Raw genomic sequence first — 13,905 nt, 5'->3', positions numbered from 1 at the left:
CGCCGCCGGCGGAAGTCGGTGTGGGCTGAATCAGGCCGCCACCACCGCCTTCTTCTTGAACGCCCCCAGCGCCAGCGCCGTCACCACGCTGCCGATCAGGATGGCCAGCGCATACAGGACGACATGGTTGACCGCATTGGGAATGGCCAGCACGAACACGCCGCCGTGCGGCGCTTGCAGGGCGATGCCCCACATCATCGACAGCGCACCGGCGGTGGCCGAGCCCAGCACGCAGGCCGGGATCACGCGCAGCGGATCGCGCGCCACATAGGGAATCGCGCCCTCGGTGATGAAGGCCAGGCCCAGCACCGCGGCGGCCTTGCTGGCCTCGCGCTCGTCGGGCGTGAAGCGGCTGGCGAACAGGCGGCAGGCCAGCGCGATGCCCAGCGGCGGCACCATGCCGGCGGCCATGGCCGCGGCCATCGGCGTGGCCACGCCCGAGGCGATCAGCGTCGTGGAGAACACATAGGCCGCCTTGTTGATCGGCCCGCCCATGTCGGCCGCCATCATGGCGCCCAGCGTGATGCCCAGCAGCACGGCGCTGCTGGTCTGCATGCCCTTGAGCCAGTCGGTCAGCGCCGCCATGATGGCTGCCACCGGCTGGCCGATGACCAGCATCATGGCCACGCCCGTGATGGCCGCGCCCAGCAGCGGCAGGATCAGCACCGGCTTGAGGCCCTCCAGCCCGCGCGGCAGGCGGATCCACCGGTTGAGCGCATTCACCGAATAGCCGGCGATGAAGCCCGCCGCGATGCCACCCAGGAAGCCCGCGCCCACGGTGCCCGCCAGCAGGCCGCCGATCATGCCGGGCGCGATGCCGGGCCGGTCGGCGATGGAGAAGGCGATGTAGCCGGCCAGCGCCGGCACCATCAGCGCGAAGCCGCCCTTGGCGCCGACCTGGAACAGCGTCCAGCCCAGCGTGCCCTTGTGCGCGTCGTCGTAGACATAGATGCCGCCCAGCGCGAACGCCAGCGCGATCAGCAGGCCGCCCGCCACCACGAAGGGCAGCATGAAGGAGACGCCGGTCATCAGGTGCTTGTAGGGGCCGGTGGCGGCCACCTTGCCCGCGGGCTTGGCACCGGCCGCGGCCCCGGCCGCCGCCGCAGCAGCCGCGCCCTCCCCGCCCCAGACAGCCGCCTCGGCCTGCGCCTTGGCGATCAGGCCCTGCGCATCGTGGATGGCGGCCTTGGTGCCCGAGGAATGCAGGCGCTTGCCGGCGAAGCGGCTGCGGTCCACCTGGGTGTCGGCGGCGATCAGCACCAGGTCGGCCTCGTCGATGGCCTGGGCGCCCAGCGTGTTCTGCGCGCCGACCGAGCCCTGCGTCTCCACCTGGATCTGATGACCCAGCGCCTTGGCGCCCTGCTCCAGCGCCTCGGCGGCCATGAAGGTGTGGGCCACGCCGGTGGGGCAGGAGGTGATGGCGACGATCTTCAGCGGCTTTGCCGCTGCGGCTGCTACGGCTGCCACGGGCGCCGCGGAAACAGGCGCCAAAGCCGGCGCGCCGGCCAGGGCCAGCGCCTGGCGCAGCACGGCCCCGGCATCGCGGAACACGGCGTCGGGCGCCACGTCCAGCACGCGGCCGGTGGGCAGCGCGCTGCGATCCACGGCGGCACCGGCGTCGGCCGCCACGATGACGGCCGAGGCCTGGGCGAGTTCGGCGGGCGAAAGCTTGCCCTGGGTGCCGAGCGAGCTCTGCACCTGCAGCTTCAGGTCGTGCCCGAGCTGGCGGGCGGCGTCGGCCAGCACCTCGCCCAGCATGAAGCTGTGGGCGGGGCCGGCCTGGCTGGCGGCAATGGCGATGAGTGAGGCCATGGTGTCTCCTGGCGGGGTCTTGGTGGGGTGAGTGACAGAAGGAAAACGGAACCTGGATTGGGGCGTCGGCGGCTTCGATGCCGGTCAGACCGGCTGCAGCGCGATGCGCGCGGCCAGGGCCTCGATCTCGGCGCGCGGCGGCAGGCCGGGCGCGATGCGCTGGATGCGGGCGGCGGCGCAGGCCATGCCGAAGACGGCGGCTTCGGGGAAGGCCTGGCCTTCGACCAGGGCCGCCAGCGTGCCGGCCACCAGCGCATCGCCGGCGCCGACGGTGGTGGCCACCGGCACGCGCGGCGGCAGGGCCAGCCAGCAGCCGCCCTCGCCCGCGATGACGGCGCCGTCGCCGCCCAGCGAGACGACCACCCGGCCGACGCCGCGCGCACGCAGCGCCAGCGCGGCGCGCGCCACGTCGGCCGCAGCGGGCAGCGGCTGGCCGACCAGCTCTTCCAGCTCGGCGCGGTTGGGCTTGAGGAAGTCGGGCGCGGCCGGCAGCCGGTCGAGCAGCTCGCCCAGCACCTTGCCCCCGGTGTCCACCATCAGGCGGGCGCCACGGGCGCGCAGGGCCTCGGCCAGGCGCCCGAGGCTTTCGACGCCCACGCCCGGCGGCAGGCTGCCGGCCAGGGTGCACCAGGTGCCCTCGCCCACCAGCGGGGCCAGGCGCGCCAGCAGCGCAGCCTCGGCCTGCGCGGTGGCGTCGGCGTCGAAGGCGATGCCGGCCAGGTTGATGTCGGTGCTGTCGCCGCGCGCGGCGTCGGCCAGCTTGATGTTGGTGCGGGTGCGGCCCGGCACGCGCACCATGGCGTCGGCGATGCCGCGCTCGGCGAAGGCGCGCTCGAACAGCTGCGGGTTCTGGTCGCCCAGCCAGCCCGAGGCCGCGGTGCGCAGGCCCAGCGCCGCGGCCACGGCCGCCACGCCGATGCCCTTGCCGCCAGCCTCGAACTGCTCGGCGCGGGCGCGGTGCACGGCGCCGGGTTCCAGCCGGTCGAGCGAAACGGTGTGGTCGATCGCCGGGTTGGGCGTGACCGTGATCAGCTGCATGACGGTGGGCGTCATGCCGCCACCTCGTCGCCGGCCGGCGCGGTGTCGCGCAGCTGGGCGGCCAGGGCGCGCACGGCGTCGCCGTCGTCCATGTCCAGCGCGGCGCGGGCCAGCGCCTGCAGCTCGGCCAGGCTGTGGCGGCGCAGCAGGGCCTTGACGCCGGCGATGTCGCCCACGCTCATGCTCAGCTCCTGCACGCCCAGGCCGGCCAGCAGGGCCGCGCCCAGCGGCTCGCCGGCCAGGCCGCCGCACACGCCCACCCAGCGGCCATGGCGGCGGGCGCCCTCCACGGTCTGCGCGATCAGGCGCAGCACGGCGGGATGCAGGCTGTCGGCCATGGTGGCCAGTTGCGGATGCTGGCGGTCCACCGCCAGCGCGTACTGCGTCAGGTCGTTGGTGCCGATGGAGAAGAAGTCCACATGCGCCGCCAGCCGGTCGGCCATCATGGCCGCCGAGGGCACCTCGATCATGATGCCGACCGGAATGCGCCGGCCGCCCTGCTCGGGCGCCAGGCCCAGCGACTGCTGCACCTCGGCCAGGCGCTCGCGCAGGCGGCGCACTTCGTCGAGGGTGCTGATCATGGGGAACATCAGCGACAGCGGCCCTTCCTGCGCGGCGCGCACCAGGGCGCGCAGCTGCGGCAGCATCAGGTCGTCGCGGGCCAGGCACAGGCGGGCGCCGCGCAGGCCGAGGAAGGGGTTCTCTTCCACCGGCAGGTCCAGGTGCGGCACCTGCTTGTCGCCGCCGATGTCCAGCGTGCGCACGATCAGCGGCCGGCCGCCCAGGGCACGCACCATGTCGCGGTAGACGGCGTACTGCTCTTCCTCGTCGGGCACGTGGTCGCGCTCCAGGAAGAGGAATTCGGTGCGCATCAGGCCCACGCTTTCGGCGCCGTGGTCCAGCGCCTTGGCCACCTGCTCCGGCTTGTTGATGTTGGCGGCGATCTCCAGGCCGTGGCCGTCCAGCGTGGTCACGGGCTGCAGGCGGCTGCGGGCCTCCTCGGCCTGGCGGCGGGCCAGGCGGTCGATCATGGCCTGGGCCTCGGCCAGCGCCTCGTCGCTGGGGCCGATGTGCAGCTGGCCGCGGTAGCCGTCGAGGATGGCGCGCTCGCCGCTGCGGGCGGCCAGCACGGCGGGGCCGGCGGCCACCACGGCCGGCAGGCCCAGGGCGCGTGCCAGGATGGCGGTATGGGCGGTCGGGCCGCCGCGGGCGGTGCAGAAACCCTTGACGCGCTGCACGTCGATCTGCGCCGTGACCGAGGGCGACAGGTCGTCGGCCAGCAGCAGGCTGTCGGCGGGCCAGCGCGACGGGTCCTGCGCGGCGGCGCCGGCCTCGCCCACCAGGGCGCGCAGCACGCGGTCGCCCACGTCCTGCAGGTCGGCGGCGCGGGCGGCCAGCACCGGATCGGCCACGGCGCGCTGGGCCGCCACATGGCCGGCCAGCGCATGGCGCCAGGACCAGGCGGCGCCGTGGCCCTGCACCACCAGGCGGGTGGCGTCGCGCAGCAGGTCGGCGTGGGCCAGGATCTGGCGATGCGCCTCGAAGATGCCGGCCTGCTCGGCGGCGTTCTTGCGGCGGGCGCCTTCGGCCAGGTCGATCAGTTCGGCCTCGGCAGCGGCCAGGGCCTCGTCGAGCGCTGCGGCGGCGGCAGCCACGCCCTGGCCGGGCTGGTCGGCCACCTCCAGCGCGGGGGCGTCGGCCATCACCAGCGTGCCGATCACGAGGCCAGGGCTGGCCGCGATGCCGCCGATGTGCTGGCGCGCCTCGGGCTGCCAGCCCGCCAGTTCGCGGCCCAGGCCGTGCGCCTGCTTCTCGCGGGCGGCGGCCTGCTCGGCCTGGCGTTTTTCGTCCTGCGCCAGGCGCACGATCACGTCCTTGAGGGCGGCCAGCGCCTGCGCGGCGTCCGGGCCGGCGGCCGAGATGCGCAGGCGCGCGCCGCGGCCTGCGCCCAGGCCCAGCAGCGCGGGCATGCTGCGCGCGTCGGCTACGGTGTCGCCATGACGCACGCGCAACTCGGCCAGGAAGCGCGAGGCCACCTGGGCCCACTGCGTGGCGGGGCGGGCATGCAGGCCGTTCGGGTAGTCGAGCACCACGTCCTGCGCCATCGGCAGGTCTTCGGGCACGGCGGTGGCGACGGGGGCGGCGCCGTCGCGGGTGAGCGCCGCCACGATCTCTTCCGCATTGCCCGTGGCGGCCAGGGTTTCGAGGCGCTGGCCGTCGGCCATCAGCCGGGTCAGGCGACGCAGCACGGCGATGTGCTGGTCGGAGGCGGCGGCCACCGCCACGACGAGCTGCACGCGGTGGTCGGGCGCGTCCCAAGCGACGCCGCCCGGAATCTGCACCACGGCCAGGCCGGTGCGGCGCACCAGGCCCTTGTCTTCCACCATGCCGTGCGGCACGGCCAGACCGCGGCCCATGTAGGTGGTGGCGACCTGCTCGCGCCGCAGCAGGCTGTCGGCATAGGCGGGGTCGCAGAAGCCGGCCTGGACCAGCAGGGCGCCAGCGGCGCGGATGGCGGCCTCACGGTCGGCGACCGTGGCGGCGAGTTGGACTTGCACGGGTAGATCCATACCGTCTCCTGTGAATTTTGGAATCGATACCAATGGCGGAATTATCGAATTGGGCGCTTGGCTGTCCATCGAAACCCGCTGATTTGCCTCAAAAATCAGGGTAAACACTGAGATCGAGGACTTGAAACCTGGGCGGCAGTTTCCAACTCAGAATGCAGAATCCTGGTAACGATTCCAGTCATTCGACATGACACAGCCTCTTTCTCACCGCCAGAGCGCCAGCATCAAGGATGTGGCCGAGCGCGCCGGCGCCTCCACCACCACCGTCTCGCGGGTGTTGAGCCATCCCGAGGCGGTGCGGCCCGACCTGCGCCAGCGGGTGCAGCAGGCCATCGACGAACTGGGCTACCGGCCCAACCTGGCCGCACGGCGGCTGCGGCAGCAGCGGGCCTCGCTGATCGGGCTGATCGTCTCGGACATCCGCAACCCCTTCTTCACCGAGATCAGCCGGGCGGTGGAGGACATCGCCTACCGCCACGGCCTGCGCCTGATCCTGTGCAACAGCGACGAGGACCCGGCCAAGGAGCAGTCCTACCTGGAGTTGATGGCCGACGAGCAGGCCAGCGGCGTGATCCTCTCGCCCACGCTGGAGCTGACGCGGCGCTTCCGCGCCGGGCAGCACCCCTTTCCCGTGGTGATGGTCGACCGGGCGCCCGAAGGCAGCACGCCCAGCGACCTGGTGCTGCTGGACAACGCCCCCGCCGCCCGCCGCCTGACCGAACATCTGATCGCCCAGGGCTGCCGCCGCATCGCACTGCTGGCGGGCTCGCGCAGCAGCACCGGCCGCGAGCGCCAGGCCGGCTACGAGGCCGCCATGCGCGAGGCCGGCCTGCAGCCGCAGGTGGTGGCCCTGCGTCCCCTGGCGGCCGAAGGCCAGGCCGCGGCCGCCACGCTGCTGGCCCAGACCGAGCGCCCGGACGCCTTGCTGGCCACCAACGGCCTTCTTCTATTAGGGGCCTGGAAGGCGGTGCGGGAGGCCGGCCTGGCCATGCCCGAGGACGTGGCCATCGCCGGCTTCGACAACAACGACTGGACCATCCTGCCCGAGCCCGCCGTCACCGTGATGGCCCAGCCCACCGCCGACATCGGCCGCACCGCGGCCGAACTACTGCTGCAGCGCATGGCCGAACCCGGCCGGCCGCCGCGGCGCATCGTGCTCGAAGGCGAGCTGCTGGTGCGGGGCTCGAGCGTGCTCAGGCCGTCGGCGACGGTGGCGCCGCCTCGGCCAGCGCATCCAGCGGCCAGCGCGGCTTGACGTCGAAGGCGTAGCGCGCCTCCGGCTGGGACAGGCCGGACTGGATACGCATGGCCGCCGCCAGGGCGATCATGGCGCCGTTGTCGGTGCACAGCGCCAGCTCCGGGTAGTGCACGCGCACCTTGCGCTTGGCGCAGGCGGCATCGAGCTGCTCGCGCAGCAGCCGGTTGGCGCCCACGCCGCCGGCCACCACCAGGCGCTTGAGGCCAGTGCGCTCCAGCGCCGCGAGCGACTTGCGCACCAGCACCTCGACGATGGCCGCCTGGGTCGACGCGGCCAGGTCGGCCTTGCGCGCTTCCAGCTCGGTGCCGAGCTTCTTCGTCTGCGTGAGCACGGCCGTCTTGAGGCCGGCGAAGGAGAAGTCCAGGTCGCCGCTGTGCAGCAGCGGACGCGGCAGCTTGAAGGCCTGGCCATCGCCGCCCTCCGCCAGCTTAGACAGCCAGGGCCCGCCGGGATAGGGCAGCCCCATCAGCTTGGCGCTCTTGTCGAAGGCCTCGCCGGCGGCGTCGTCGATGGTCTCGCCCAGCAGCTCGTAGCGCCCGACACCTTCCACCCGCATCAGCTGCGTGTGGCCGCCCGACACCAGCAGCGCCACGAAGGGGAACTGCGGCGGGTCGGCGCTGAGGAAGGGCGAGAGCAGGTGCCCTTCCAGGTGGTGCACGCCCAGCACCGGCCGGCCCAGCGCCGCGCCCAGGGCGCAGGCCACGCCGGCGCCCACCAGCAGCGCGCCGGCCAGGCCGGGGCCGCGGGTGAAGGCGACGACGTCGATGTCGGCCCGCGTCCACCCAGCCTCGGTCAGCACCGCCTCGGTCAGGGGCAGCACGCGGCGGATGTGGTCGCGGCTGGCCAGCTCGGGCACCACGCCGCCGTAGGCCTGATGCATGGCGATCTGGCTGTGCAGGGCGTGGGCCGCCAGGCGCGGCACGCCGCCGTCGGCCAGGGTCTCGACGAGGGCCACGCCCGTTTCGTCGCAGGAGGATTCGATGCCCAGGATGCGCATCGCGGCAGTGTAGGCGGCGCTCCTGCGCGGGGCCGGGCGGCAACCCCATGCCCCTGCGCCGGCCCGGCGTGCAAGGCCGGCGAGCCAGCGGGGTTGCCCGCCGAGGGGCATGGAATTTGCGGCATGCTCTCGCCCCCACGTTTTCCTGCTTCATTGCCGCCTCACCCATGACGACCAGCCTTGGCTTCCTGATCGCCGCCCGCCGTTGCGAGATCGACGAGCTCGACCAGCTCGCCCGCACCAGCGAGCTGGTGGGCACGCTGGGCCGGCTGGTGCATGCGCTGCAGCGCGAGCGCGGCATCACCAACGTCTTCCTGGGCTCGGGCGGCCAGCGCTTCGCCGCCGAGCGGGCCGCGCAGGTGGCCGACTGCCTGGCCCGGGAGCAGCAGGTCCGCGCCGCACTCGATCCGCTGGTGGACGACCCGCGGCGGCTGGCCGGCGGCGCGCGGCTCTTTCCCCGCGTCGCCTATGTGCTGCAGGGGCTGGACGCCCTCCCCGCCCTGCGCGCGCGCATCGAAGGCCTGGCCGTGGCGCCCGACCTGGCCACCGCCGCCTTCGTGAAGCTGATCGCCGGCCTGCTGGCGGTGGTGTTCGAAGCGGCCGACGGCGCCACCGATCCGGACATCTCGCGCTGGCTGGTCGCCATGTTCAATTTCATGCAGGGCAAGGAGTTCGCCGGCCAGGAGCGTGCCTTCGGCGCCGCCGCCTTCCTGCGCGGCGGCAACGACGACGCCCAGCGCCAGCAGTGGCTGCACCTGATCGAATCGCAGGAGCGCTGCTTCGGCCTGTTCTGCGAGTTCAGCGACGAGACGCTGCGCGCCCAGTGGCAGGCCAGCCAGGCGCCGGCCCAGTTGGCCGAGCTGGAACGCCTGCGCCGCATCGGCTGCACCTCGCCGGCCGGCACGGTGCTGGACGCCAACCTCAGCCCGCTCTGGTTCGAGGGCTGCACCCGCCGCATCGATGCCATGCAGGCCATCGAGGACGGCCTGGCCCGCGAACTGCGCGCGCTGTGCGGCCACAAGATCGGGCAGGCCCGCGCCGAACTCCAGCGCTACGAGGCGCTGCAGGCCGAGGCCGTGACGCCGGGTGATTTCTTCGCCGACGCCGCGGCCGAGACCGCCGAAGCCCCCGCCGCTGGCTACGGCCGCAACCTCGAGCGCTCGGTGCTGCAGATGGTGCAGGAGCAGTCGCGCCGCCTGCAGGCCATGAACGACGAACTGCAGACCGTGCGGGCCTCGCTCAACGAGCGCAAGGTGGTCGAGCGCGCCAAGGGCCTGCTGATGGCCCACCGCCAGCTCAGCGAGGAAGAGGCGCACAAGATGCTGCGCCAGACCGCCATGAACCAGAACCGCCGGCTGGTGGATGTGGCGGAGTCGGTGCTGGCCATGGCCGACTTCCTGCCGCTGGGCGGCAGCGCCCCGCGCTGAGCCGGGCCCCTGCCCAGCCGCGCCCCAGGTTGACACAGACCCGGCGCTGACGCCCGCACCGCAGCTGCTTTTGGTGCACAGCAGCAATCCGCGGTGCACGTCCGTGGCGCATGGCGGTTGCCTCGGGGACGCCTGCAGCAGTGGGCTCGGCAAGCCCTCTCCGGCCCTTCTCCCTCTGACGACGCCACCTTGGACCGCCCATCGGCCCATCCTGGCACACCGCTTGCGTAGTCCTGACCACAGACCGGAAACGGTCGTCCGGCAGGCGGCGCCCAAAGGCGGGCACGGCAGGCTGGACACAGGACAAAGGCGTCCTCTCCCGCTGGCTCCATGGCATGCACCGCATGCGATGGGCCCGGCGCGGCGAGGACGCCTTTTTGTTTTTCCCCTTCGCTGCCCTTCTTGCCCCGGAGTCTGCCCATGACCGACGCCCACCGCCCCGCCCCGCTGAGCCGCCGCCGCGTGCTGCAGGCCGCCGCCGCCAGCGCCCTGACCATCGATCCTGCCCTGCGCGCCTGCGTCTGGGCCCAGGGCTCGGACAAGCCCGAGAAGGAGGAGGTCAAGATCGGCTTCATCCCGCTGACCGATTGCGCGAGCGTCGTGATGGCCTCGGTGCTGGGCATCGACAAGAAGTACGGCGTGAAGATCGTCCCCAGCAAGGAAGCCAGCTGGGCCGGCGTGCGCGACAAGCTGGTCAATGGCGATCTGGACTTCGCCCACGTGCTCTACGGCCTGGTCTACGGCGTGCACCTCGGCATCGGCGGCCCCAAGAAGGACATGGCCGTGCTCATGACCCTCAACAACAACGGCCAGGCCATCACGCTGTCGAAGAAGCTGGCCGACAAGGGCGCGGTGGACGGCGCCTCGCTCGCCAAGCTGATGGCCACCGACAAGCGCGAATACACCTTCGCCCAGACCTTCCCCACCGGCACCCATGCCATGTGGCTGTACTACTGGCTGGCGGCCAATGGCATCAACCCGATGAAGGACGCCAAGTCCATCGTGGTGCCGCCGCCGCAGATGGTGGCCAACATGCGCGTGGGCAACATGGACGGCTTCTGCGTCGGCGAGCCCTGGGGCCACCGCGCCATCATGGACGGCATCGGCATCACGGCCGTGACCACGCAGGACATTTGGAGGGACCACCCCGAGAAGGTGCTGGGCACCTCGGCCGACTTCGTCAAGAAGTACCCCAACACGGCGCGCGCCGTGACGGCCGCCATCCTGGAGGCCAGCAAGTGGATCGACGGCGGCCTCTCCAACAAGAACAAGATGGCCGAGACCATCGCCGAGAAGAGCTACGTCAACACCGGCGTGGACGCCATCAACCAGCGCATCCTGGGCCGCTACCAGAACGGCCTGGGCAAGACCTGGGACGACCCGAACTACATGAAGTTCTACAACGACGGCGCGGTGAACTTCCCTTACCTCTCGGACGGCATGTGGTTCCTCACCCAGCACAAGCGCTGGGGCCTGCTCAAGGAGCATCCGGACTACCTGAAGGTGGCCACCGAGATCAACCGCATCGACATCTACAAGCAGGCCGCCGCCGCCACCAAGACGCCCGTGCCCGCCAGCCCGATGCGCAGCAGCAAGCTCATCGACGGCGTGGTGTGGGACGGCAAGGAGCCGGCCAAGTACGCCGATTCGTTCAAGGTCCGCGCCTGAGGCCGCAGCCTCCATCCACCAGGAGCCCATCACCATGGTTGCCGCCGTCTTCCATCTTCCGCGCGAGGCCGACATCGCGGCCCCGTCCCCCGCCGTGCATGCGCTGGCCAAGCCGCTGACCGTGGCGTCTGCGCCCGACGCGCCCGTTGCCCCGGCGGCGCCCGCCCAGCCGGCCAAGGCGGCGCGTGCCCCGCACGACTTCAGCGGCCTGTGGCTGCGCATCGTCCCGCCGCTGCTGGGCTTCGGCCTGCTGCTGCTGGTGTGGGAGCTGGTGGCCGCGCGCAGCGGCGGCAGCTTTCCGGGCCCGGCCGAGACCTGGAAGCAGGCGGTGCAGGTCTTCGCCGACCCGTTCTACAGCAACGGCCCCAACGACCAGGGCGTGGGCTGGAACGTGCTGGCTTCGCTGCAGCGCGTGGCGGTGGGCTTCGGCCTGGCGGCGCTGGTGGGCATTCCGGCGGGCTTCGCCGTCGGCCGCTCGGTGTTCCTGGCGCGCATGTTCAATCCGCTGATCAGCCTGCTGCGCCCGGTGTCGCCGCTGGCCTGGCTGCCCATCGGCCTGCTGGTCTTCAAGGGCGCCAACCCGGCCGCCATCTGGACCATCTTCATCTGCTCGATCTGGCCGATGGTCATCAACACCGCGGTGGGCGTGCAGCGCGTGCCGCAGGACTACATGAACGTGGCCCGCGTGCTGGACCTGTCGGAATGGAAGATCCTCACCCGCATCCTGTTCCCTGCCGTGCTGCCTTACATGCTGACCGGCGTGCGCCTGGCCGTGGGCACCGCCTGGCTGGTGATCGTGGCCGCCGAGATGCTGACGGGCGGCGTGGGCATCGGCTTCTGGGTGTGGGACGAGTGGAACAACCTCAACGTCAAGAACATCATCATCGCCATCTTCGTGATCGGCATCGTGGGCCTGCTGCTGGAGATGGCCCTGGTCAAGCTCGCCACCGCATTCACCTTCGAAGAGGTCAAGTCGTGAACACCGCCGCTTCCACCACCACCTCCGCTGCTGACGCCAGGTTCATCCAGATCCAGGGCGTCGAGCAGGCCTTCAAGACCCCCAAGGGCCGCTTCGTCGCGCTGCAGGGCATCGACCTCACGGTCGCCAAGGGCGAGTTCGTGGCATTGATCGGCCACTCCGGCTGCGGCAAGAGCACGCTGCTGAACCTGATCGCCGGCCTGACGCGGCCCACGCAGGGCACGCTGCTGTGCGCCAACAAGGAGATCGCCGGCCCCGGCCCGGAGCGCGCGGTCGTGTTCCAGAACCATTCGCTGCTGCCCTGGCTGACCTGCTTCGAGAACATCTACCTGGGCGTGGAGCGGGTCTTCGGCGGCACCGAGTCGAAGGCGCAACTGCGCCAGCGCACCACTGACGCCCTCGCGCTGGTGGGCCTGACGCCGGCCACGCACAAGCGGCCCGGCGAGATCTCCGGCGGCATGAAGCAGCGCGTGGGCATCGCCCGTGCCCTGGCTATGGAGCCCAAGGTGCTGCTGATGGACGAACCCTTCGGCGCCCTTGACGCCCTGACCCGCGCCAAGCTGCAGGACGAGCTGCTGGCCATCGTGCAGAAGACGCAGAGCACGGTGGTCATGGTCACGCACGACGTGGACGAGGCCGTGCTGCTGTCCGACAAGATCGTGATGATGACCAATGGCCCGGCCGCCACCATCGGCGAGGTGCTGGCGGTGGACCTGCCGCGCCCGCGCAACCGCGTCGAGCTGGCCGAGGACCGCGACTACGTGCACTATCGCAAGGCGGTGATCGACTTCCTCTACACCCGCCAGGGCCACGTGGAGAAGCAGGCCGCCTGAGGGGCGCCACGCGGGATCACGGCACGCAGGAGACGAGGATGCGGCAGAAACTGGTGGTGATCGGCAACGGCATGGCCGGCATGCGCACGGTGCAGGAGTTGCTGGCCATCGCGCCGGGCCTCTACGACATCACGGTGTTCGGCGCCGAGCCGCATCCGCACTACAACCGCATCCTGCTGTCGCCGGTGCTGGCCGGCGAGCGCAGCCTGCAGGACATCGTGCTGAACGACTGGGACTGGTACCGCGAGCAGGGCATCACCCTGCATGCTGGCCGCACCCTCACGCAGGTGGACCGCGCCCGCCGCATCGTGCGCGCCGACGACGGCACCGAGGCCGCCTACGACCGGCTGCTGCTGGCCACCGGCTCGCAGCCCGTGCTGCTGCCGGTGCCGGGCGCGGGCCTGCGCGGCGTGCTGGCCCACCGCGACATCGCCGACACCGAGGCCATGATCGAGGCCGCCCGCACGCACCGCCATGCCGTGGTGATCGGCGGCGGCGTGCTGGGGCTGGAGGCCGCCAGCGGCCTGGCCCGGCGCGGCATGGCCGTGACCGTGGTGCACCGCAACGACTGGCTGATGGAGCGCCAGCTCGACGCCGAGGCCGCCACGCTGCTGCGCCAGACGCTGGAAACGCAGCAGGGCCTGAACTTCCGCCTGGGCGCACAGACCGAGGCGCTGCTGGACGACGGCCAGGGCCGCGTGCGCGCGGTGCGCCTGACGGATGGCAGCGAACTGCCGGCCGACCTGGTGGTGATGGCCATCGGCATCCGGCCGCACATCGCGCTGGCGCAGCAGATGCGCCTGCATTGCGAACGCGGCATCGTCGTCAGCGACACGCTGCAGACCGTCACCGACGGCCGCATCTACGCCGTGGGCGAATGCGCCCAGCACCGCGGCGTGGCCTACGGCCTGGTGGCGCCGCTGTTCGAGCAGGGCCGCGTGGCGGCCAACCACCTGGCGCAGATGGGCATCGGCCGCTACGAGGGCAGCACCGTCTCAGCCAAGCTCAAGGTCACGGGCGTCGAGCTGCTGTCGGCCGGCGACTTCATGGGCGGCGAGGGCACCGAGCAGCTGGTGCTGCGCGACCCCGAAGGCGGCGTCTACCGCAAGCTGGTGCTCAAGGACGAGCGGCTGGTCGGCGCCTGCCTCTACGGCGACGCCGAGGGCGGCGGCTGGTACCTGGACCTGCTGCGCGAAGGCCGCAGCGTGGCGGGGCTGCGCGAGCAGCTGATCTTCGGGGAGCCCGTCCATGGCTGAGACGCGCTCCACCTGCCCCTGCTGCGGCGTGGGCTGCGGACACGCCTGCGGCGGTCCGCTTCGCGGC

At 72.1% G+C, this 13,905-nt stretch carries 9 protein-coding genes and 1 pseudogene; 6 read left to right on the top strand and 4 right to left on the bottom strand.

Features of this window, described 5'->3' with window-relative positions:
• Positions 1–30: 30 nt before the first annotated feature.
• From L0984_RS22720 to ptsP, 3 genes are all read right to left on the bottom strand, one after another.
• Positions 31–1,812, bottom strand: coding sequence for a PTS fructose-like transporter subunit IIB (locus tag L0984_RS22720; RefSeq protein WP_234196610.1), 1,782 nt, complete (start codon positions 1,810–1,812; stop codon positions 31–33).
• Between the two features lie 84 nt (positions 1,813–1,896).
• Positions 1,897–2,865: a 1-phosphofructokinase family hexose kinase gene (locus L0984_RS22715; protein ID WP_234196609.1), complete on the bottom strand. Its 969-nt coding sequence runs from the start codon at positions 2,863–2,865 to the stop codon at positions 1,897–1,899.
• Positions 2,862–5,420, bottom strand: a complete 2,559-nt coding sequence (gene ptsP / locus L0984_RS22710) for a phosphoenolpyruvate--protein phosphotransferase (RefSeq protein ID WP_255697558.1) — start codon at positions 5,418–5,420, stop codon at positions 2,862–2,864. The genes L0984_RS22715 and ptsP overlap by 4 nt, the downstream gene beginning before the upstream one ends.
• 187 nt (positions 5,421–5,607) lie before the next feature.
• On the opposite strand from ptsP, the gene L0984_RS22705 reads away from it, so the two are divergent.
• Positions 5,608–6,675 carry a LacI family DNA-binding transcriptional regulator gene (locus L0984_RS22705; RefSeq protein WP_234196607.1) on the top strand — a complete coding sequence of 356 codons (1,068 nt, stop codon included), beginning with the start codon at positions 5,608–5,610 and terminating at the stop codon, positions 6,673–6,675.
• On the opposite strand, the gene tsaD is transcribed toward L0984_RS22705, so the two are convergent.
• Positions 6,614–7,675: a tRNA (adenosine(37)-N6)-threonylcarbamoyltransferase complex transferase subunit TsaD gene (gene tsaD / locus L0984_RS22700; protein ID WP_234196606.1), complete on the bottom strand. Its 1,062-nt coding sequence runs from the start codon at positions 7,673–7,675 to the stop codon at positions 6,614–6,616. The two genes, L0984_RS22705 and tsaD, sit on opposite strands and share 62 nt — an antisense overlap.
• Before the next feature lie 167 nt (positions 7,676–7,842).
• On the opposite strand from tsaD, the gene L0984_RS22695 reads away from it, so the two are divergent.
• From L0984_RS22695 to L0984_RS22675, 5 genes and pseudogenes are all read left to right on the top strand, one after another.
• The gene (locus L0984_RS22695; protein ID WP_234196605.1) at positions 7,843–9,102 is read left to right on the top strand and encodes a nitrate regulatory protein; all 1,260 of its coding nucleotides are present in this window, start codon (positions 7,843–7,845) and stop codon (positions 9,100–9,102) included.
• Between the two features lie 420 nt (positions 9,103–9,522).
• Complete coding sequence (locus L0984_RS22690) at positions 9,523–10,770, top strand: CmpA/NrtA family ABC transporter substrate-binding protein (RefSeq protein ID WP_234196604.1); 1,248 nt, start codon at positions 9,523–9,525, stop codon at positions 10,768–10,770.
• 34 nt (positions 10,771–10,804) lie between these two features.
• Positions 10,805–11,749: a nitrate ABC transporter permease gene (gene ntrB, locus L0984_RS22685; RefSeq protein WP_234196603.1), complete on the top strand. Its 945-nt coding sequence runs from the start codon at positions 10,805–10,807 to the stop codon at positions 11,747–11,749.
• Positions 11,746–12,582: an ABC transporter ATP-binding protein gene (locus L0984_RS22680; RefSeq protein ID WP_234196602.1), complete on the top strand. Its 837-nt coding sequence runs from the start codon at positions 11,746–11,748 to the stop codon at positions 12,580–12,582. Before ntrB ends, L0984_RS22680 begins: the two co-directional genes overlap by 4 nt.
• Positions 12,583–12,620: 38 nt before the next feature.
• Positions 12,621–13,823: pseudogene (locus L0984_RS22675) on the top strand (NAD(P)/FAD-dependent oxidoreductase); the annotation flags it as partial.
• Positions 13,824–13,905: the final 82 nt, after the last annotated feature.

The sequence above is a fragment of the Pseudacidovorax sp. NFM-22 genome, assembly GCF_021401245.1.
In the GTDB taxonomy this organism is placed as follows: Bacteria; Pseudomonadota; Gammaproteobacteria; order Burkholderiales; family Burkholderiaceae_C; genus Xenophilus.
The sequence above is the reverse complement of the archived record's forward strand: the minus strand, read 5'-3'. Positions and strand labels throughout refer to the sequence as shown.

What these genes read in the sequence shown, in the direction of transcription:
- L0984_RS22720 (WP_234196610.1), bottom strand. Translation starts at nt 1,812, where the DNA reads ATGGCCTCACTCATCGCCATTGCCGCCAGCCAGGCCGGCCCCGCCCAC.
- L0984_RS22715 (WP_234196609.1), bottom strand. Translation starts at nt 2,865, where the DNA reads ATGACGCCCACCGTCATGCAGCTGATCACGGTCACGCCCAACCCGGCG.
- ptsP (WP_255697558.1), bottom strand. Translation starts at nt 5,420, where the DNA reads ATGGATCTACCCGTGCAAGTCCAACTCGCCGCCACGGTCGCCGACCGT.
- L0984_RS22705 (WP_234196607.1), top strand. Translation starts at nt 5,608, where the DNA reads ATGACACAGCCTCTTTCTCACCGCCAGAGCGCCAGCATCAAGGATGTG.
- tsaD (WP_234196606.1), bottom strand. Translation starts at nt 7,675, where the DNA reads ATGCGCATCCTGGGCATCGAATCCTCCTGCGACGAAACGGGCGTGGCC.
- L0984_RS22695 (WP_234196605.1), top strand. Translation starts at nt 7,843, where the DNA reads ATGACGACCAGCCTTGGCTTCCTGATCGCCGCCCGCCGTTGCGAGATC.
- L0984_RS22690 (WP_234196604.1), top strand. Translation starts at nt 9,523, where the DNA reads ATGACCGACGCCCACCGCCCCGCCCCGCTGAGCCGCCGCCGCGTGCTG.
- ntrB (WP_234196603.1), top strand. Translation starts at nt 10,805, where the DNA reads ATGGTTGCCGCCGTCTTCCATCTTCCGCGCGAGGCCGACATCGCGGCC.